This window comes from Brevibacillus sp. YAE8 (genome assembly GCF_057543335.1).
In genome coordinates, this window is the sequence record NZ_BAAIYG010000018.1 from 73062 (window position 1) to 92107 (window position 19046).

Annotated in this window: 18 protein-coding genes; 15 read left to right on the forward strand and 3 right to left on the reverse strand. The window is 53.9% G+C overall.

Going from position 1 to position 19046, the window contains the following annotated elements; genetic code table 11:
* Positions 1–49: 49 nt before the first annotated feature.
* Positions 50–982, reverse strand: coding sequence for a flagellar hook assembly protein FlgD (locus tag AC27IT_RS19035; RefSeq protein ID WP_283858345.1), 933 nt, complete (start codon positions 980–982; stop codon positions 50–52).
* A gap of 178 nt (positions 983–1160) precedes the next feature.
* Here AC27IT_RS19035 and uvrB point away from each other — a divergent pair, with 178 nt between their 5' ends.
* The 4 genes from uvrB to AC27IT_RS19055 all read left to right on the forward strand — a co-directional run bounded on the left by uvrB (position 1161) and on the right by AC27IT_RS19055 (position 7192).
* Positions 1161–3137, forward strand: a complete 1977-nt coding sequence (gene uvrB, locus AC27IT_RS19040; RefSeq protein WP_005829898.1) for an excinuclease ABC subunit UvrB — start codon at positions 1161–1163, stop codon at positions 3135–3137.
* Between the two features lie 14 nt (positions 3138–3151).
* Positions 3152–6019 carry an excinuclease ABC subunit UvrA gene (gene uvrA, locus AC27IT_RS19045; protein WP_005829900.1) on the forward strand — a complete coding sequence of 956 codons (2868 nt, stop codon included), beginning with the start codon at positions 3152–3154 and terminating at the stop codon, positions 6017–6019.
* 141 nt (positions 6020–6160) lie between these two features.
* A complete protein-coding gene (locus AC27IT_RS19050) occupies positions 6161–6790 on the forward strand; it encodes an HD domain-containing protein (protein WP_025844314.1) in 630 nt (209 codons plus the stop codon).
* Between the two features lie 33 nt (positions 6791–6823).
* Positions 6824–7192 carry a phage holin family protein gene (locus tag AC27IT_RS19055; protein ID WP_005829904.1) on the forward strand — a complete coding sequence of 123 codons (369 nt, stop codon included), beginning with the start codon at positions 6824–6826 and terminating at the stop codon, positions 7190–7192.
* A gap of 213 nt (positions 7193–7405) precedes the next feature.
* Here the strand turns inward: AC27IT_RS19055 and AC27IT_RS19060 are convergent, their stop codons facing one another.
* Positions 7406–8014, reverse strand: a complete 609-nt coding sequence (locus AC27IT_RS19060; protein ID WP_025844319.1) for an accessory gene regulator B family protein — start codon at positions 8012–8014, stop codon at positions 7406–7408.
* Positions 8015–8031: 17 nt separating this feature from the next.
* Positions 8032–9384: a sensor histidine kinase gene (locus tag AC27IT_RS19065; RefSeq protein WP_025844321.1), complete on the reverse strand. Its 1353-nt coding sequence runs from the start codon at positions 9382–9384 to the stop codon at positions 8032–8034.
* Positions 9385–9634: 250 nt separating this feature from the next.
* Between AC27IT_RS19065 and hprK the strand changes: the two genes are divergently transcribed.
* From hprK to AC27IT_RS19120, 11 genes are all read left to right on the forward strand, one after another.
* Entirely contained in the window at positions 9635–10570 is a 936-nt protein-coding gene (gene hprK, locus AC27IT_RS19070) for an HPr(Ser) kinase/phosphatase (RefSeq protein ID WP_005829909.1), read from the forward strand.
* Between the two features lie 15 nt (positions 10571–10585).
* Positions 10586–11083 carry an acyltransferase gene (locus tag AC27IT_RS19075; RefSeq protein WP_007777925.1) on the forward strand — a complete coding sequence of 166 codons (498 nt, stop codon included), beginning with the start codon at positions 10586–10588 and terminating at the stop codon, positions 11081–11083.
* Positions 11084–11385: 302 nt separating this feature from the next.
* Positions 11386–12561 (forward strand): ATP phosphoribosyltransferase regulatory subunit, encoded by a 1176-nt coding sequence (locus tag AC27IT_RS19080; protein WP_005829912.1) that lies wholly within the window; start codon positions 11386–11388, stop codon positions 12559–12561.
* Between the two features lie 3 nt (positions 12562–12564).
* Positions 12565–13212 (forward strand): ATP phosphoribosyltransferase, encoded by a 648-nt coding sequence (gene hisG / locus AC27IT_RS19085; RefSeq protein ID WP_005829913.1) that lies wholly within the window; start codon positions 12565–12567, stop codon positions 13210–13212.
* Between the two features lie 23 nt (positions 13213–13235).
* Positions 13236–14531 carry a histidinol dehydrogenase gene (gene hisD / locus AC27IT_RS19090; protein ID WP_238504350.1) on the forward strand — a complete coding sequence of 432 codons (1296 nt, stop codon included), beginning with the start codon at positions 13236–13238 and terminating at the stop codon, positions 14529–14531.
* Positions 14531–15130, forward strand: a complete 600-nt coding sequence (hisB, locus tag AC27IT_RS19095; RefSeq protein ID WP_007777917.1) for an imidazoleglycerol-phosphate dehydratase HisB — start codon at positions 14531–14533, stop codon at positions 15128–15130. Before hisD ends, hisB begins: the two co-directional genes overlap by 1 nt.
* Before the next feature lies 1 nt (position 15131).
* Complete coding sequence (hisH, locus tag AC27IT_RS19100) at positions 15132–15746, forward strand: imidazole glycerol phosphate synthase subunit HisH (protein ID WP_005829917.1); 615 nt, start codon at positions 15132–15134, stop codon at positions 15744–15746.
* Entirely contained in the window at positions 15743–16492 is a 750-nt protein-coding gene (gene hisA, locus AC27IT_RS19105; protein ID WP_122952595.1) for a 1-(5-phosphoribosyl)-5-[(5-phosphoribosylamino)methylideneamino]imidazole-4-carboxamide isomerase, read from the forward strand. The genes hisH and hisA overlap by 4 nt, the downstream gene beginning before the upstream one ends.
* Positions 16482–17240: an imidazole glycerol phosphate synthase subunit HisF gene (hisF, locus tag AC27IT_RS19110; protein WP_007777911.1), complete on the forward strand. Its 759-nt coding sequence runs from the start codon at positions 16482–16484 to the stop codon at positions 17238–17240. Before hisA ends, hisF begins: the two co-directional genes overlap by 11 nt.
* Positions 17237–17920: a bifunctional phosphoribosyl-AMP cyclohydrolase/phosphoribosyl-ATP diphosphatase HisIE gene (gene hisIE / locus AC27IT_RS19115; protein WP_005829923.1), complete on the forward strand. Its 684-nt coding sequence runs from the start codon at positions 17237–17239 to the stop codon at positions 17918–17920. The genes hisF and hisIE overlap by 4 nt, the downstream gene beginning before the upstream one ends.
* A gap of 171 nt (positions 17921–18091) precedes the next feature.
* Positions 18092–18652 carry a GNAT family N-acetyltransferase gene (locus AC27IT_RS19120; protein ID WP_238504352.1) on the forward strand — a complete coding sequence of 187 codons (561 nt, stop codon included), beginning with the start codon at positions 18092–18094 and terminating at the stop codon, positions 18650–18652.
* The last annotated feature ends 394 nt before the right edge of the window (positions 18653–19046 follow it).

Sequence of the window (19046 nt, forward strand, 5' to 3'; positions counted from 1 at the left end):
AGCCGCACGCTCCAGAGAGAGCAAGTGCGGCTTTTTCGCATAGAAAGGACTAGGCGCTCGCTTCAAACCCGGTGATTTGATTCAGCGCAATTTTTTTGTCATCGGTCAAGACGAACTCCACGACGCCGTTTTTCATGCTGACGGCTTTAATGACACCGTTCAGGCTGTTGTCCGTGGTCGAGCCGTCTGTATTGGTTTGCTTTTCCGTATAGGTGATGTTGAAGCCGATCATTTGGGCGTACTGCAGCGAATTGCTCATGACGCTGCTGTCCGGCCTGACGCTCATGCCCACGACCTGATCGAGCTTGACCGTCATGCCGTTATCGAGCGTAAACTGCGTGGCGCCGTCTTTCATGGAGAAGCCGGTGACGACCGCGTTGGCGATTTCATCTACTTTGGTGATGTCGTCTGTGGTCGCCGGATTGCCGTCTTTGTCTACTTCCTTGGTCGTCTTGTACGAGATTTCCTTGCCGATCATGTTCATGAACTTCACGCTGCTATCCAGCGCATTTCCGGTCATGCCCTGCGATTCCAGACCTTTGATGTCCGCGAGCGGAATCGGGGTAGACTCTCCGGCGATGCGGAAGTAGATTTTGCCGCTGTCCATGTAAACGGCGTCGAGCACGCCTTCCTTCGTCTCCGTCGAGGTTTCACCCGTCACCTCGTCTTTGGTCGTGAGGGAGTAGGTGGCGGTGCGGCCGATCAGCGACTCGTACTTTTCCAGTGTCAGCATGCTGTTGTTCGATTGCTCCATCAGCGTCGCCATTTTGGTGATTTTTTCCACCATGGTCATCATGCTCGTCTGCTGGATGAACTGGGAGTTGTCCATCGGGGACATCGGGTCCTGATGCTTCAACTGTTCCAGCAGCAGCTTCATGAAGGCGTTGTTGTCAAGCTCTGTGGTGAACTCCTTTTTGCCTTGATAGCTCATATGTGGTTGAATATAAGGATTATTTTTAACGGTGGTTCCGATATCTGACATGTCGATCCTCCCTGAAGGTGGCGAGTCTAACCGTACGTGCTTGTACACTACTACTTATTATCGGTATAATGTGTCGAAGGATGAAGACAAACATTTGTTCGAATTTCGGCTTATCATAGCCGGAATTGTGTTATAATGGAAATAGAAACAGTTATGCAACGAGGAGATGAACGAGGGAATGGACCGTTTTGAATTGGTATCGGAGTATCAACCGTCCGGTGACCAGCCGACCGCGATCGCCGAACTGGTAGCGGGGCTCCAGGCAGGCAAGCGGCACCAGACGTTGCTCGGGGCCACTGGTACGGGAAAAACCTATACGGCCGCCCAGGTGATTGCCCAGGTGAACAAGCCGACACTGGTGATGGCGCACAACAAGACATTGGCTGCCCAGCTATGCGCAGAGTTCAAGGAGTTTTTCCCGAATAACGCGGTGGAATACTTCGTCAGCTACTATGACTACTACCAGCCGGAAGCGTACATTCCCCAATCGGATACGTTTATTGAAAAAGACTCCAGCATCAACGACGAGATTGACAAGCTGCGTCACTCGGCGACCAGTGCCCTGTTTGAGCGGCGCGACGTCATTATTGTGGCGTCGGTATCGTGCATCTACGGCTTGGGTTCGCCGGAAGAATACAAGGAGCTGCTGCTGTCGCTGCGCGTCGGCATGGAAAAAGGACGAGACGAGATTTTGCATCGGCTGGTCGACATCCAGTACACGCGCAACGACATCAACTTTACGCGGGGGACCTTCCGGGTGCGCGGAGACGTCGTGGAGATTTTTCCGGCGTCACAGAGCGAGCAGGCGATTCGCGTGGAGTTTTTCGGAGACGAAATTGAGCGGATCACCTCCATTGACGTGCTGACCGGAGAGATTTTAGGGCAGCGCGACCACGTAGCGATTTTCCCTGCGTCCCACTATGTCACCCGCGAAGAAAAAATGAAGCTGGCCGTCCAAAGCATCGAGGCGGAGCTGGAAGAGCGGCTGGCAGAGCTGCGCGCAGCCGGGAAGCTGCTGGAAGCGCAGCGGCTGGAGCAGCGGACGCGCTACGATATTGAGATGATGCTGGAGATGGGCTTTTGCTCCGGGATCGAAAACTACTCGCGCCATCTGACGGGGCTTCCGGCAGGGCACGCTCCGTACACGCTGATGGATTACTTTCCAGAGGACTACCTGCTGTTGATTGACGAGTCGCACATGACCTTGCCGCAGGTGCGGGGGATGTACAACGGCGACCAGGCGCGCAAGAACGTACTGGTCGAGCATGGATTCCGCCTGCCGTCTGCGAAGGATAACCGCCCGCTGCGATTCGAGGAGTTTGAGCAAAAAATCAACCAGGCGATATACATCTCGGCAACGCCCGGCCCGTATGAGCTGGAGCACTGCCCGGAACTGGTGCAGCAGGTCATTCGCCCGACAGGACTGGTCGATCCGACGATCTCGGTGCGCCCGATCAAAGGGCAAATTGACGATCTCATCGGGGAAATCCAGGCTACGATTGCCAAAAACGAACGCGTCCTCGTCACGACATTGACGAAAAAAATGTCGGAGGACCTGACCGATTACTTGAAAGAGATCGGGATCAAGGTCCGCTACTTGCACTCCGACATCAAGACGATCGAGCGGATGCAGATTTTGCGTTCCTTGCGATTGGGCGAATTTGACGTGCTGATCGGGATCAACCTGTTGCGGGAAGGTCTGGACTTGCCCGAGGTTTCGCTTGTCGCTATTTTGGACGCCGACAAGGAAGGCTTCCTGCGCAATGAGCGCTCCCTGATCCAGACGATCGGGCGGGCAGCCCGGAACGCCGAAGGGCGCGTGATTATGTACGCGGACAAGATGACGGACTCGATGAACTCGGCGATTCGCGAGACGGAGCGCCGCCGCGCCATCCAGCTCGCCTACAACGAGAAGCACGGCATCACCCCGCAGACGGTGAAAAAAGCTGTGCGCGAAGTGATTGAGGCGACAAAGGTGGCCGAGGAAAAAGCGGACTATTTGCCACACGCCGATTTCAAGAAGATGCCGAAGAAAGATCGACTGGCTGTCATCGAACGCATGGAAGAAGAAATGAAGGAAGCGGCGCGCAACCTCATGTTCGAGCGTGCGGCCGAACTGCGTGATTTGATTCTGGAGCTGAAGGCGGAACTCTAAGGAGAGGTTTTTTCATGCCATTGGAACATATTGTCGTCAAGGGCGCGCGTGCCCACAATCTGAAAAACATTGATGTAGTGATTCCGAGGGACAAATTCGTCGTATTGACGGGTTTGTCCGGCTCGGGAAAGTCTTCCCTTGCTTTTGACACGATTTACGCAGAGGGACAGCGGCGCTACGTGGAGTCTCTCTCTGCCTATGCCCGCCAGTTCCTCGGGCAGATGGACAAGCCGGATGTGGATTCGATTGAAGGGCTGTCGCCCGCTATTTCCATCGACCAGAAGACGACGAGCCGCAACCCGCGCTCCACAGTCGGCACGGTGACGGAAATCTACGACTATTTGCGTCTTTTGTATGCGCGTGTGGGCAGAGCGATCTGTCCAGAGCACGGCATCGAAATTCAGTCCCAGACGATCGAGCAGATGGTAGATCGCCTGATGGAGTACCCGGAGCGCACGAGAATGCAAATCCTCGCGCCCATGGTACAGGGACGCAAGGGAGAGCACGTCAAGCTGCTGGAGGACATTCGCAAGCAGGGCTTCGTGCGCGTGCGTGTGAACGGCGAAATTACCGATTTGTCCGAGGACATCAAGCTGGAAAAAAACAAAAAGCACAACATCGAAGTCGTGGTGGACCGCGTCGTCGTGAAGCCGGATGTGCAGTCGCGCCTCGCGGACTCTTTGGAGACGGCTTTGCGCCTCGCGGACGGCAAGGTGATCGTCGACGTGATGGAGCAGGAGGAGCTGTTGTTCAGCGAGAAGCACGCCTGCCCGATTTGCGGATTTTCCATCGGCGAGCTGGAGCCGCGAATTTTCTCTTTCAACAGTCCGTTTGGCGCGTGCCCGGAGTGCGACGGTTTGGGCGTAAAGCTGGAGGTAGACCCGGACATGGTCGTTCCGGATGCGACCAAGACGTTGCATGACGGCGCGATTGGCGCCTGGGAGCCGAAGTCGTCGACTTACTATCAGCAGTTGCTGGAATCGGCTTGCCGCCACTTTAACATTCGCATGGACATTCCATACGAGGAGCTGCCCTCGGAGCAAGTGCAGATTTTGATGTACGGCAGCGAAGGGGAGAAAATCCAGTTCCGCTATGAAAATGAGTTCGGGCAAGTCAGGGAAGCGGTTGTGCCGTTTGAAGGCGTCATTCCGAATCTGCAACGCCGTCATCTGGAAACCAGCTCGGACTACATTCGCGAGCAAATCGAAGGCTTCATGAGCCAAAAACCTTGCCCTGTCTGCAAAGGGCACCGTTTGCGTCAGGAGAGCCTCGCTGTGAAGGTTGGAGAGCGCAGCATTTCCGAGCTGACGACGCTGTCGATTCTCGATGCACACCAGTTCATTAATGAACTGGAGTTGACCGAGCGGGAAGCGAAGATTGCCAACCTGATCGTGAAGGAAATCAAGGCACGGCTCAACTTTTTGATCGACGTCGGGCTGGATTACTTGACTCTGAGCCGGGCGGCCGGGACATTGTCCGGGGGCGAGGCGCAGCGGATCAGGCTGGCTACCCAGATCGGCTCCAGCCTGATGGGCGTCCTCTACATCCTCGACGAGCCGAGCATCGGTCTGCACCAGCGGGATAACGCCCGCCTGATTAAGACCCTGGAGCATATGACCAAGCTGGGGAACACGCTGATCGTCGTCGAGCATGACGAAGATACGATGATGGCTTGCGACTACATTATCGACATCGGGCCTGGTGCGGGTATTCACGGTGGCCAGGTAGTGTCTGCGGGCACGCCGGAAGAAGTGATGAAGGATGAAAACTCGCTCACAGGCGCCTATTTGAGCGGTCGCAAGTTCATTCCGGTCCCGCTGGAGCGCAGAAAGCCTACAGACAAATGGATCAAAATCGAGGGCGCGAAGGAAAACAACCTGAAAAACGTCACAGCGAAAATTCCGCTGGGATTGTTCGTCGCTGTGACAGGTGTATCAGGCTCCGGGAAAAGTACGCTCATCAACGAGATTTTGCAAAAGGCGCTGTCGCGCGATCTGAACGGCGCCAAAGTAAAGCCGGGCGAACACCGCCGCATCGTGGGACTGGAGCATCTGGACAAAGTCATTGATATCGACCAATCCCCAATTGGCCGGACGCCGCGCTCCAATCCGGCGACGTACACAGGCGTCTTTGACGACATTCGCGATCTGTTTGCCTCGACGAACGAAGCGAAGGTGCGCGGTTACAAAAAAGGTCGCTTCAGCTTCAACGTCAAAGGCGGGCGCTGTGAGGCGTGCAGCGGCGACGGGATTATCAAAATCGAGATGCACTTTTTGCCGGACGTGTACGTGCCTTGCGAGGTGTGCCACGGCAAGCGCTACAACCGGGAGACGCTCGATGTAAAATACAAGGGCAAGAGCATCGCTGACGTGCTGGAAATGACGATTGAGGATGCGGTGGAGTTTTTCCGCAATCTGCCGAAGATCGAGCGCAAGCTGCAAACGATTGTGGACGTCGGCCTTGGCTACATGAAGCTGGGACAGCCTGCAACGACTCTCTCCGGCGGGGAAGCGCAGCGCGTCAAGCTGGCCTCCGAGCTGTATCGCCGCAGCACAGGGCGCACGCTGTACATTTTGGATGAGCCGACAACAGGCTTGCATACGGATGACATCGACCGTCTGCTCAAGGTGTTGCAGCGCCTGGTGGAAAACGGCGACACAGTACTCGTCATCGAGCACAATCTGGATGTCATCAAAACGGTCGATTACATCGTCGATTTGGGGCCAGAAGGCGGTACCCGCGGCGGACAGATTGTCGGCACAGGTACGCCGGAAGAAGTGGCGCAATTGGAAGGCTCGTACACGGGAACGTACTTGAAGCCGATTTTGGAAAGAGATAGAGCGAGAACCATGGCCAAGCTGGAACAGTTGGTATCGAAGTAAACAAAGATGGCCTCCCTGGCAAAAGCAGGGGGGCGTCTTTTTCTGTACAAAACAAGCCGGGCACGAAAAAGGGAACCGCTAAAAGCGTGGCGAGGCTGCGCCATGCCATGCTCATGCTGGCAAGAGACGGGGGAGAAGAACATGGAATACGTGGCAAAAGCGCTGGCGGCCCTCCCAGCCGATCTGGTGGAGGAAGCGAAAAAATGCTTTGACGGTCAAGACCCTGCACACGATTGGCAGCATAATTTGCGCGTGCTGGCAATGTGCGAGCGGATCGGCGGCGAGGAAGGGGCGGACATGCAGGTGCTGCGCCTCGCTGCTTTGCTGCACGATGTCGGGAGAGCGGAGGAGCGGCAGACCGGGGAGTGTCACGCGGAAATCAGCGCGCGAATGGCAGGAAAATGGCTGCGGGAGCGCGGCATGGAAGAAGAACGGATCGCGCGGGTACAGTCCGTGATCCTCGCCCATCGCTTTCGCAAGGAGCGTCCGCCTGTAAGCCTGGAAGAAAAAATCTTGTTCGATGCGGACAAGCTCGATTCGATTGGCGCTATTGGAGTTGCCAGAGTTTTTGCTTATACTGGGGTTATTGGAGGGCCTATCCAATCCGACGACCCGCAGCAGCATACTCCGCTCAAGGAGTATGACTGGAAGCTGCAGCGCATCAAAGACAGGCTGTTCACCAAAACGGCCCAAGCGATTGCGCAGGAACGGCACGCGTTCATGGTCCGCTTTTTTGCGCAGTGGGAGCGGGAAGTGAAAGGACTCCAGTAGACGCTGGGGAAACTGGCGGAAGGAGGAATGAGGATGATCCGCTGGATAATCAAAATGCTCCTGAACGGAGCTGCCTTGCTTTTCATTAGCAAATGGTTTGCGTCCATTTATGTTGCGAATTTCACCGTGGCATTGTGGGCCATTCTGATTTTGGGTGTCGTGAACACCTTGATTCGTCCGGTGCTGATGTTTTTTACTTTGCCGCTGACGATCCTGACGTTGGGGCTTTTCTGGTTTGTCATCAACGCTGTGACGTTTGCCCTGACAGCCTACTTCATTGACGGATTCGAAGTGGGACCGTGGCCGGACAATATCGGCATCGTCATCGTGGCTGCCGCGCTGATGAGTATTTTTGGCTGGTTGATCGAAATGGTTGTCGGCATGAAAAAAGAGAAAAGGTAGAAAGCATCAAAAAAAACCCGCGGACTCTTTCGGGAGAGTTCGCGGGTTTGCTATTGTGGCGGGATTATGCTTGATTGTTAGATTTCTCTTCGTTTCGCATGTGAGGCGGGAGTGGTTCGTAGAATATTCCAGCCTTTAAAACTCCCGAGACGTTCAAAACAGACAGACCGCCAAAGAAATTGCAAACAGTGGAAAGCACTTTCTTCATGGGTATCATCCTCTCAAAAAGTTTTTTTCCAGGAAAGATACAAAGCGAAACGAAATAGGCATGAGAAAAAAAGATTGATAGAAAACTGCTAGTATGTAAGTCATAGAGTGCCTATAGGAATATCTTACCAATAAAATTGAGAGAATGCAACCGATAATGATTAGGAAGATTGCAATTTTCCGATTTCTTTTTTGAGCAGCCGGATTATCAGGCATATACGTATGTTTGGCTGGACCGTATGCATAGTTGATGATGATGCCAACCCCAGCGGTAAATATCGTCAGGAGCGACAAAACAGAGGCAGAAGGCTTAGGGATGTATTCGATGATTGCGCCACCGAGAAGCAAGAGCAGAAGTGTTGCTCCCAGACAAGACCACGGATTTTTCAAATGAGCCCCGCCCGTTAAAGAACGGAGTAAAAAGAGAAGGCATAGGAGAGGGAAGACCTCTCCTAGCAACCCGAGTAAAGCAGATACAAGCAGGATGACGAAAAGATTAAGAGCATTTAACAAAAAAAGTTCGATCCCGTGCGCCAATTGTCCAGTTGTGTACGGTGTATCATCTGTCTTGATGCGATGGGCAATTTTTCCTGACAATTTCCCTGTCCAGGTCATATTGATGGCCTCCCCTGCTATCGGTTAACAAACGAAATGTAAAAACTGGTGACTCCATCAGCAGATTTGACTTGAATCTTGCCGTTGTAGCGTTCCGCTACGTTTTTGACGATGGCGAGGCCAAGGCCGCCTTCTCCATTCTTTTTCGTTGTATAGCTCGTTTGGAAAATTTCTTGCAGCCGATTCTCCGGGATTGTCGGACCGCTATTTTCGATGTACAGGTAGTGCTCGTTCTCCGTTTGTCCCCATTCCAGACGTATGTAACGATTTTCCTCCAGTTCGTAGGAGGTTGCACGTATAGCGTTATCCAGCAAATTGCCTAAGATTTTGATTAAGTCGTATGTTTTGTAGTGGGAGAACTGGCTGATTTTCTTAATTTCCATTGTGAGCGAGATGCGTTCAGCCAAGCAAACTACCATTTTTGATTGTAGCAAGGAAGCGATAGCTGGGTTCTTGATCCGTTCCAATACTTGCGAACTGGAGTCAGCGGATCTTTCAATCAATACCGTTTCTTTTAGCAATTGCTCTACGTATTCCTTGGCATGACTATGTAATTCCTTTTTCAGTAATCCATTGATGGCTGTGTAGTGGTTCAAAGAATCATGCTTGATCGAACGAACAGCAGTAAAGAGATCCTGAATGCTGTTCAGGTATGGTGTTCCGGTTTCTTCTTCCACTTGGTTGATTGTCAAATTGAGGTAAATTCGGAACAAAATGACGATAGCAATAAACAGAGTCAAGATAGCCAACTGGAAAAACAGTTGAAACTGCGGAGTGTACAGGGCGAATATGGATGAATTGTTTCCCCGCAGAAAAAATGAGGTGTTCATGAATAAAATGAGAAAGAATTCAATGCTGCCTAATAGGATCAACAGGAACAAATAGCGATTCAGACGATTTAATTGATTGTGTTTAAATAGCGTACGTATATCAAAGTTATTGACACGAAGTAATACAGCAATGCCAACGTATACCCCAAGGTAAAATGTCCGGGCTACAACAGCTAACATGGTAGAGGACAAAATCTCTTCCAGAAATAGTTGCTGACTGTTGAAAATGACGAGAATGATAGATTCAGCTAAAAGCATGACGGCAATCGCAAACGTTCCCATGAAAACCGATTTGAGAATGTTAAAGCGGTATAGACCTAGCAAGAGCACAGTAGTGCATAAAAACATTAACAATACTTTCGGTTGATAAAGCACTTCCAGCAAAGTTAGCAGCTCGCCTGTTAGTGCAAATAGCAGGCTAAATAGAATGGCTTGTTTCTTCTTTTCGAACACCGACAGGTTGAATAAAGCCAAACTAATCGTCAGTAGCAAGAAGGCTTCGGGTATGTCTACGAGTAAGAAGCGAAGTAAAAAATCCAAGGTGTTGCCTCCTCTTTTTGTCCGACATTCGGAGTAAAGCAGTCTATATTTGCACTTTAACTCAGATTTCGCCTGATACCAACCTCATTTTATATCTTATGAAATAACGCGAAAAATGTAAATGATACGACAAATTGCAAGCTTAGGCAAGTTGGGGGTCGAGAGGCAAAGGTTGTCGGAGGCAAGATGGTTTCGATACAATAGAGGCACACAACCGGGGACGGATATCCCAGATAAGGGGGAAGCTTTCATGCGCAAGACAAATGTGAGCCACCTTGTGGATCATTTCAATATGACGATTTTAAGCGGAGAAGAGGGGCTGGGGCGCGAGATTACGGTGACGGATTTGAGCCGTCCGGGCTTGCAGCTTGCAGGCTACTACTCCTACTACGCCGAGGAACGGATTCAACTGTTTGGCTTGACGGAAATCAACTTTTTCCAGACGCTGAACAGGGATGAGCGATTGGAGCGCATGAATTTTTTGATGCAGGGGCAGACGCCGTGTTTTTGTGTGACGCGCAACCAGCCTGTCCCGGAGGAAATGATCGAGGCCTCGAACAACTGGGGCGTGCCTGTGCTGCAATCGCCTTTGGCGACGACGACCTTGGTGGGCAAAATGACCAACTTCCTGGAGAACCGCCTGGCGCCTACTACCACGATTCATGGCGTGCTGACGGATATTTACGGGGTCGGCGTCCTGATTATGGGATCGAGCGGAATCGGGAAAAGCGAAGCCGCTTTGGAACTGGTCAAACGCGGGCATCGACTGGTGGCGGATGATGCTGTCGAAATTCGCCAGACGCAGGCAGGCCAGCTAAGCGGCAGCGCACCTGAGCTGATCCAGCATTTGCTGGAGATTCGCGGCGTGGGGATCATCAATGTCATGACCATGTTCGGAGCAGGGGCTGTCCGCAACGTGAAAAATATTGAGATGGTCGTGCAACTGGAGCTGTGGGAACCGCACAAAATGTACGAGCGGCTGGGACTGGACGAAGAGACGCTGAAAATCATGGACACGGACATCCCGATCATTACCGTACCCGTGCGACCAGGGCGAAATCTGGCCGTCATCATCGAAGTGGCAGCGATGAACTTCCGCCTGAAGCGGATGGGCTACAATGCGGCGATGCATTTCTCGCGCAAGCAGTCGAACGCCATTCTGGAAGATGCCGATTCAGACTTGTAGGACGGAGAGTGGCGTATGAGGAAGACAACACGTTATCCGGTCCAGGGGCCAAACCCGCTCTGGCAAATGTACCGCACGGTCAGCTTCTGGAAAGTCATGAAAAACTTCATCGTCATCCAGCTTGCCCGCTACACGCCTTTTCCGTCATGGAAAAACTGGATGTACCGCACCTTTTTGCGGATGGAGGTCGGGCAGGAAACGGCAGTGGCGCTGATGGTCATGATGGACACGATGTTTCCGGAGTTGATAAAAATCGGCAAAAACAGTGTGATTGGCTACAATACGACCATTCTCGCCCACGAGTATCTCGTGGAGGAATACCGGCTGGGAGAAGTGCGCATTGGTGACAGGGTGCTGATTGGAGCCAACTCGACGATTTTGCCGGGGGTGACGATTGGGGACGGGGCGATCGTGGCTGCGGGAACGGTGGTCCACAAGGACGTGGCGCCCGGGTCTTTTGTCGGCGGCAACCCGATGCAAGTGATTCGGCCGGGAGGGCTTGAGGAAAAATAGGCTCGCGCGCCGCTGGTCAGGCTTTTGCGGGAGAAAGAAAGAATAAAGGAACGGAGTCCGTTTTGGCGGGCTCTTTTTTATTGGCTTGCAGCAGAGAGAAGCGGGGCTGCTGGTGAAGCCGTTGGAGATGAGCGGTGTTTGCAAGCATTGTTCGGGTCGCCTACAGCTTATAATCAAGAATTTTTCGACTATTCTTATCTCCGTTGACCGTGAGCGGTCTTCGTGGTAATCTTCATCATAACACTTTAGTTTGTTACCATATTAGCAGAGTAAAGCGAAACGGAGCAATGGAGGGAATGACGATGGCGAAGCCGTTGGGATTTGAAAAACCGCTGGGGATGCGGGACATATTACCGGAATCACTGGCGAAGCAACGGCATTTGGAGCGGGCGCTGCGGCATTGTATCGAACGGTGGGGGTACGAGGAAATTTCCACACCGTCGCTGGAGTATTACGATACCGTGGGAATGGCGAGCGCAACGCTGACAGATCGAATGTTTCGCCTGTTGGATAAACAGGGGCATACCGTTGTGCTGCGGCCGGACATGACGACGCCAATCGCTCGCGTTGTTTCTTCTTTATATAAAGATGTACCGCTGCCGATCCGCCTGTTTTATCAGGCCAACGTGTTTCGCGCCCAGGAGAAGGAAGCTGGCCGAAATGCGGAGTTTTTCCAGACGGGGATCGAGCTGATTGGCGACGGCTCTGTGGATGCGGATGCGGAGGCGATCGCGCTGGCAGTTTTTTGTTTGCGGGCGGCAGGCGTGGAGACGTTCCGAATTGCGATCGGGCACGTCGATTTTGTAGACGGGCTGCTGGAAGACGTGATTGCCGAAGAGGATGTGCGCCAGCAATTCCGCCAGTATTTGCACGAGCGCGATTTTGTCGGCTTCCGCCAATTGCTGGAGACGGTTGCGATTGACTCTGCGGGGAAAAAGCGGCTGGACGCCTTGCTTCGTTTGCGCGGCGGAAAAAGCAAAATCGCGGAGGCGCGGGAGCTTGCGGGTGACGGAAAAGCAGGGCGGGCGGTAGAAACGATTGCTTCCTTGTGGGAATCGCTGGAGGCATACGGGGTTACCGAGGATTTGCTGTTGGACTTCAATCTGATTATCAATCTGAACTACTATACAGGCGTTGTCTTTGAAGGCTACGCCGCCGATCTCGGCTCTCCGCTGTTGGGCGGCGGGCGTTACGATCAGCTTTTGGCCCAGTTCGGGCGCTCTGCACCTGCCACCGGGTTTGCGATCAAAATGGATCGGCTGCTGACGGTCACGCCGTCGCTGCGAGGTCAAGCGCCAGAACGCATTTTGCTGCTTTATACAGAAGATCGGCGGCCGGAAGCATTGGCAAAGGCGCAGCAGTTGCGCGCGGACTTCCAGGTGGTCGTGACCCGGCTCGTAACGGGAAAAGCGGAGATAGCGGCAGAGAGCGGGCAAGGCTACAGCAAGGTGATCTGCATGACGGAACAGGAGGAGTAGGAGATGGCGTTTTTCGCAAATGAGCAAAAGCTGACGATTGCCATGCCCAAAGGGCGAATTTTTGAAGAGGCTGTGCACTTTTTGCAGCAGGCGGGTCTGGAGGTAACGGCTGAACTGCAGGATTCACGCAAGCTGGTCATCCCTGTGGAAAATGCCAGGCTCGAATTTATTTTGGCAAAGCCTACCGATGTCCCGACTTATGTGGAATACGGAGTTGCGGACGTAGGCGTGGTCGGCAAGGATGTTTTGCTCGAAGAAGAACGGGATGTCTACGAGCTGTTGGACCTGCAGATCGGCTACTGCCGGATGATGGTCGCCGGATTGCCGGACTGGAAGCCGACAGAAGCGCCGAGAGTGGCGACCAAATATCCGAAGATCGCTTCCCGCTATTTTCGCGAGCAGGGGCAGCAGGTGGAGGTCATCAAGCTGAACGGCTCGGTGGAGCTGGCGCCGATGATCGGGCTTGCGGACAGGATTGTGGATATCGTCTCTACCGGCCGGACGTTAAAAGAAAATGGCCTGGTGGAGCTGGAACATATTTGCGAGATTACGACGCGGCTGATTGCCAACCGCGCGAGCTACCGGATGAAAAGCGAAGCGGTCGATGATATTGCCGGAAAGTTTCTGGAGGTTATTCCAGGCAGAAAATAGAGAGAAGGAGGGGGAGAAGGACCATGCGGATTATGGAAGCGAGTCAGTTTGACGGAAAGCGGTCGGTGGAGTCGGGGACGAGAGAGCAGCAGGAAGCCGTCAGGGCCATTCTCGCCGCTGTTCGGGAGCGAAAAGACGAAGCTTTGCGGGAATATACAGAGAGGTTTGACCGGGTGCGGCTGGAGACGTTTCGGGTGAGCGCAGCGGAGTTTGCCGAAGCGAGCGAGCAAGTCTCTCCGCAGGTCAAAGCGGCTTTACAGGAGGCGGCGGAAAACATACGCGATTACCATAGCCGCCAGGTGCGCCAGTCGTGGTTTGTGACGAAGGAGAGCGGCACGCTGCTGGGACAGTTGATTCGCCCTTTGCAGCGCGCGGGACTGTACGTGCCGGGGGGCACGGCCGCCTATCCTTCCAGCGTCCTGATGAACGCGATCCCGGCCAAAATCGCAGGCGTCCCCGAGGTGGTCATCACTACCCCGCCGGGAGCGGACGGCAAGGTCAATCCGGCGATTCTCGTAGCGGCGCAGATCGCGGGGGTGACGGAGATTTACAAAGTGGGCGGAGCGCAAGCCATCGCGGCGCTCACCTATGGCACGGAACAGATCAAGGCGGTAGACAAGATCGTCGGGCCGGGCAATATTTTTGTCGCATTGGCAAAGCGCGAGGTGTTCGGGCTGGTCAGCATTGACATGGTAGCCGGGCCAAGCGAAATTGCCGTGCTGGCTGATGACACCGCCAATGCGCGTTATGTCGCTGCCGATTTGCTGTCGCAGGCGGAGCATGATCCGATGTCGGCCGCGATTTTGGTCACGCCTTCGCGGGAGTTGGCCGAGCAGGTGGCGCTGGAGGTAGAGCGGCAGCTTGCCGAACTGCCGCGCCAGTCGGTTGCCGCAGCAGCGATTCGGGATTACGGGGCGATTTTGCTCGTGGAAAATTTGGACGAAGGGTTCGCCGTCATCAACCGGATCGCTCCCGAGCATTTGGAGATCATGATTGCAGAGCCTTTCGCACAGTTGGGCAAGGTGCAAAACGCCGGGGCGATTTTCCTCGGGCCGTACAGCTCAGAGCCTGTCGGCGATTATTTTGCCGGAACCAACCATGTGATTCCGACTAACGGCACGGCGCGTTTTTCCTCGCCGCTGTCGGTGGATGACTTTATCAAAAAATCCAGTGTCATCTCTTACAGCAAGGATGACCTGGTGAAAAACGGGCCAAAAATCGTGACCCTGGCCGAGCAGGAAGGGCTGGCGGGGCATGGACGCGCCATAACCGAGAGACTGCGCGACTTTGATCGCGAGAAGCAGGAGTGTGACCAGTGATGAGTGATCGTACAATCCGCACAGCAGCTATTGAGCGCAATACAAATGAGACGCAGATCGCCCTTTCTTTTGGCGTAGATGGAGCAGGCGAAAGCAAGCAGGAGTCGGGAGTGCCTTTTTTGGACCACATGCTTGACCTGTTCACCCGGCACGGGCATTTTGATCTGACGGTAAAAGCAAAAGGAGACATCGAAATCGACTACCACCACACGGTAGAGGACATCGGCATCTGTCTCGGGCATTGCATCCGCGAGGCACTGGGCGACAAAAAAGGAATCAAGCGCTACGGGAACGCCTTTGTTCCGATGGATGACGCGCTGGCGCAGGTTGTGATCGACATTAGCAACCGGCCGCATCTGGAGTATCGGGCCGCTTATCCTACGAACATGGTCGGCCAGTTTCCGACTGAGCTTGTGCATGAATTTCTGTGGAAGCTGGCGCTCGAAGCGCGGATCAATCTGCATGTGATCTTGCACTACGGCCACAATACGCACCACATGATCGAGGCTATTTTCAAAGCGCTGGGCCGTGCTCTGGACGAAGCGACGACGATCGATCCGCGTGTAAAAGGGGTCCCGTCTACCAAAGGGGTTTTGTAGGATGATAGGCATCATTGATTACGGCATGGGCAATTTGTACAGCTTGAGCAAGGCTTTGGAGCGGCTCGGCTATTCGTATGAGTTCGTTTCTGCGCCTGATCGGCTGCAGGAGTACAGCGGGCTGATTTTGCCGGGGGTAGGCGCTTTTGGCGACGCGATTGCAAACATCAGGGAGCTGGGCCTGGATCGGGCGATTGACGCATACGTCGCTTCCGAACGGCCGATCTTGGGCATTTGCCTGGGGATGCAGCTTTTGTTTGACAAAAGCGAGGAGCACGGGGAAAACACCGGACTCGGCCTGATTCGCGGTGAAGCGGTCCGTTTTTGCGGCGACTACAAAGTGCCGCACATGGGCTGGAACCAGTTGCGTCTCCGGCGGGAGCATCCGCTTCTGGAGGGAGTGCGCGAAGGCGAGTACGTTTATTTTGTTCACTCGTACCATGTGCTGTGCAAGCCGGATGTGCTGCTGGCGACGAGCGACTATCATCAGGAGGTCACGGCGATTGTCGGACGCGGCCAGGTGTACGGGATGCAGTTCCATCCGGAAAAGAGCGGAGAGACGGGAATGCGGCTGCTGCGCAATTTTGCCGTTCAATGCGAGGGGGTTTTGGCGTGAGTTTTATCATTTATCCAGCTATTGATATTCGCGGCGGAAAATGTGTGCGGCTGTTTCAAGGGGATTACGCCCAAGAGACGGTGTACGCCGATTCGCCTGTTGCCATGGCACAGCGTTGGGTAGAGCAGGGGGCCGAGTGGGTGCACCTCGTTGATCTGGACGGGGCCAAGGAAGGAAAGCCGGCCAATGCGTCCATCATCAAGGAAATCGCCCGCACAGTGTCCGTCCCCGTGCAGGTTGGCGGCGGCATTCGGACGGAAGCGCAGATCAAGGACTATTTGGATGCAGGCGTGGCGCGGGTGATTGTCGGCACCGCCGCGATTGAAGACGAGCCTTTTACGAAACGGATTTTGCAGGCGTACGGCGACAAAATCGCGATTGGACTCGACTGCCGCAATGGCCTGGTCGCTACGCGCGGCTGGCTGGAGACAACGGACGTCGCGGCGACAGAGCTGGCAAAGCGGCTGGTGGCATACGGCGCGGAAACGTTTATTTACACCGATATTGCCCGCGACGGCACGATGACAGGGCCGAATGTCGAGGAAATCGCAGCACTCGCGATAGCGACAGGCAAGTCGGTCATTGCCTCTGGAGGCGTGAGTCGGCTTGATGACCTGCTCGTTTTGGCAGGGCATGCAGCAGACGGAGTGTCCGGCGCGATTGTCGGAAAAGCTCTTTACACGGACGCTTTCACGCTGGAAGAAGCGCTGACTCGCATGGAGGGACGTGAGCAGGATGTTGGCTAAAAGAATCATCCCGTGTCTCGATGTCAAAGACGGGCGGGTTGTAAAAGGAGTCCAGTTTGTGGGGCTGCGCGACGCCGGAGATCCGGTCGAGCTGGCGAAGAAGTACAGTGAAGAGCGTGCGGACGAGCTGGTGTTCCTGGATATTTCCGCCTCCCACGAAGGGCGCAAGACGATGGTGGATGTCATCGAGCGGACGGCGGCCAACATTACGATTCCGTTTACCGTTGGCGGCGGCATCAACAGCGTGGAGGACATGAAGCGGATTTTGCGCGCCGGAGCGGACAAAATTTCGCTGAACACAGCCGCTGTGCTTCGTCCCGAGCTTGTTCGCGAGGGGGCGAATGTGTTCGGCTCCCAGTGCATCGTAGTCGCGATTGACGCCAGGTCGGTAGGGGAAGGGCGCTGGGAAGTGTACACGCACGGCGGACGCAACGCTGCCGGCAAAGATGTCGTTAGCTGGGCGCAAGAAGTGGAAGCGCTGGGAGCAGGCGAAATTCTTTTGACCAGCATGGATGATGACGGCGAGAAAAAGGGCTTTGGGATCGAATTGACCAGACGCGTCTCGGAAGCGGTAAACATTCCGGTGATTGCTTCTGGTGGGGCAGGCTCGAAGGAAGACTTTTACGACGTGCTGACAGCGGGGCGGGCAGATGCCGCTCTGGCAGCTTCTATTTTCCATTACGATGAGACGTCCATTCACTCGGTGAAAGAGTATCTCCAGACCAAAGGAGTTGTCGTGCGGCCATGACAGTAGAGCTTCTTACAGCAGAAAACGTGCGCTTTGACGAAAAAGGACTGATTCCTGTCATTGTACAGGATGCGGTGAGCAAGGCTGTTTTGACGCTTGCCTATATGAACGAGGAGTCGTTGCAGCGTTCGCTTGAGACGAAAGAAACGTGGTTTTGGAGCCGCTCGAGACAGGAGCTGTGGCACAAAGGGGCGACGTCCGGGAATACACAGCGGATTGTTTCCATTCAGGTGGATTGCGACGGGGATGCGCTCGTCGTGCAAGTCGTGCCGAATGGACCAGCCTGCCATACAGGTGCCTATAGCTGTTTTGCCGGGGAGCTTTTGGCAGGGGGACAGGAGCGGGAGACAGCAGAGGGCAGCGAGAAAGCCGTCACAGCCGTGACGAGCGCGACAGTCGACCGATTTGCGATTCTGGGCGAACTGGAAGCGTTGATCGCTGCTCGCGAGGCCGAGCGCCCGGAAGGCTCGTACACGACCTATTTGTTCGAGAAAGGCGTCGACAAGATTTTGAAAAAAGTCGGGGAAGAGGCCGCCGAGGTGATTATCGCCGCGAAAAATCGCAGCCACGAAGAACTGCGCTACGAGGCTTCCGACTTGATTTTCCACCTGCTTGTCCTGCTGCGGGAGCAGAAGCTGCCGCTGGATGATGTGCTGACTGAGTTGCAAAGGCGGCGGTGAGGCGCTGGTGTTGCTTGCGAGAAAACCACTCTGTGTACAGTAGAGTGGTTTTTTGTTATGATTCCAGTATCTGTCTTTTGAAAGGTGTGGTGTCCATGAAAAAAGGAATCATGAAACTCGACAAAACCGATGATCGATTGGCCAATCACCAATGGAAAGGCAGGAAACAAATTGCTCAAAGGAACGGTAGTGGAACTGCGCCCTGTTGTGGCGGAGGATATGGAGAGGCTGTATCTGTGGCGCAATGACGAAGAAGCGGCGACCTTGGCTGCTGGCTCATCAATGGTCGTGTACAGCAATATTTCGCTTGATTCCCTTCGCACGATGTATGAGGAAAACGTGCGGACGGCTCGATTGGATGACAAGTACAACCGTGCTGTTTTCTCGATCTATACGCTTGATGGCGTGCATATTGGCAATTGCGACTATCGGGATGTGAATTCGGTTACGCGTACGGCGACCATTGGCATCGCGATTTTGGCTAAAGAGTACTGGAGCAAAGGATATGGCACGGACACGCTGAAAGTTTTGCTGCGCTTTCTTTTTCTGCGCTTGAATCTGAAGCGGGTGCAGTTGGATACATGGAGCGGCAACACGCGGGCGATTCGCGCTTATGAGAAATGCGGATTTGTCGTCGAAGGGCGGCTCCGCCAAAACGAGTACGTGAACGGGCAGTATTACGATACGATTGTAATGGGGCTTTTGCGTGAAGAGTTTGCTTTGGCCGATTAAGTGAAAAGGAGCCGTTCCCCACTGTTTTCAGGGGAGCGGCTCCTTTGTTTACCTTCGGGGCAGCGCTGATGGAGTCGACAGCAGAGGTGTCAAAATTCGACTGGAAGATAAAACTTTTAAAATTAGCTATTGATTTCGTATTTTAGATGTGATAGATTATTCCTTGTCGCCAAGAACGACGACAAAACACGAGAAAAGATAACAACTTTCGATAAAAAAGTTCTTGACTCGTAAACAACGAACGTGATAAGATGTAAAACGTTCGACAAAAAATGCTCTTTGAAAACTGAACAGCGAAAGCGTTGATGAGTCTATCATTAATGATTTGCCAGTTTTGAACCAGTAACAAACTTTATTGGAGAGTTTGATCCTGGCTCAGGACGAACGCTGGCGG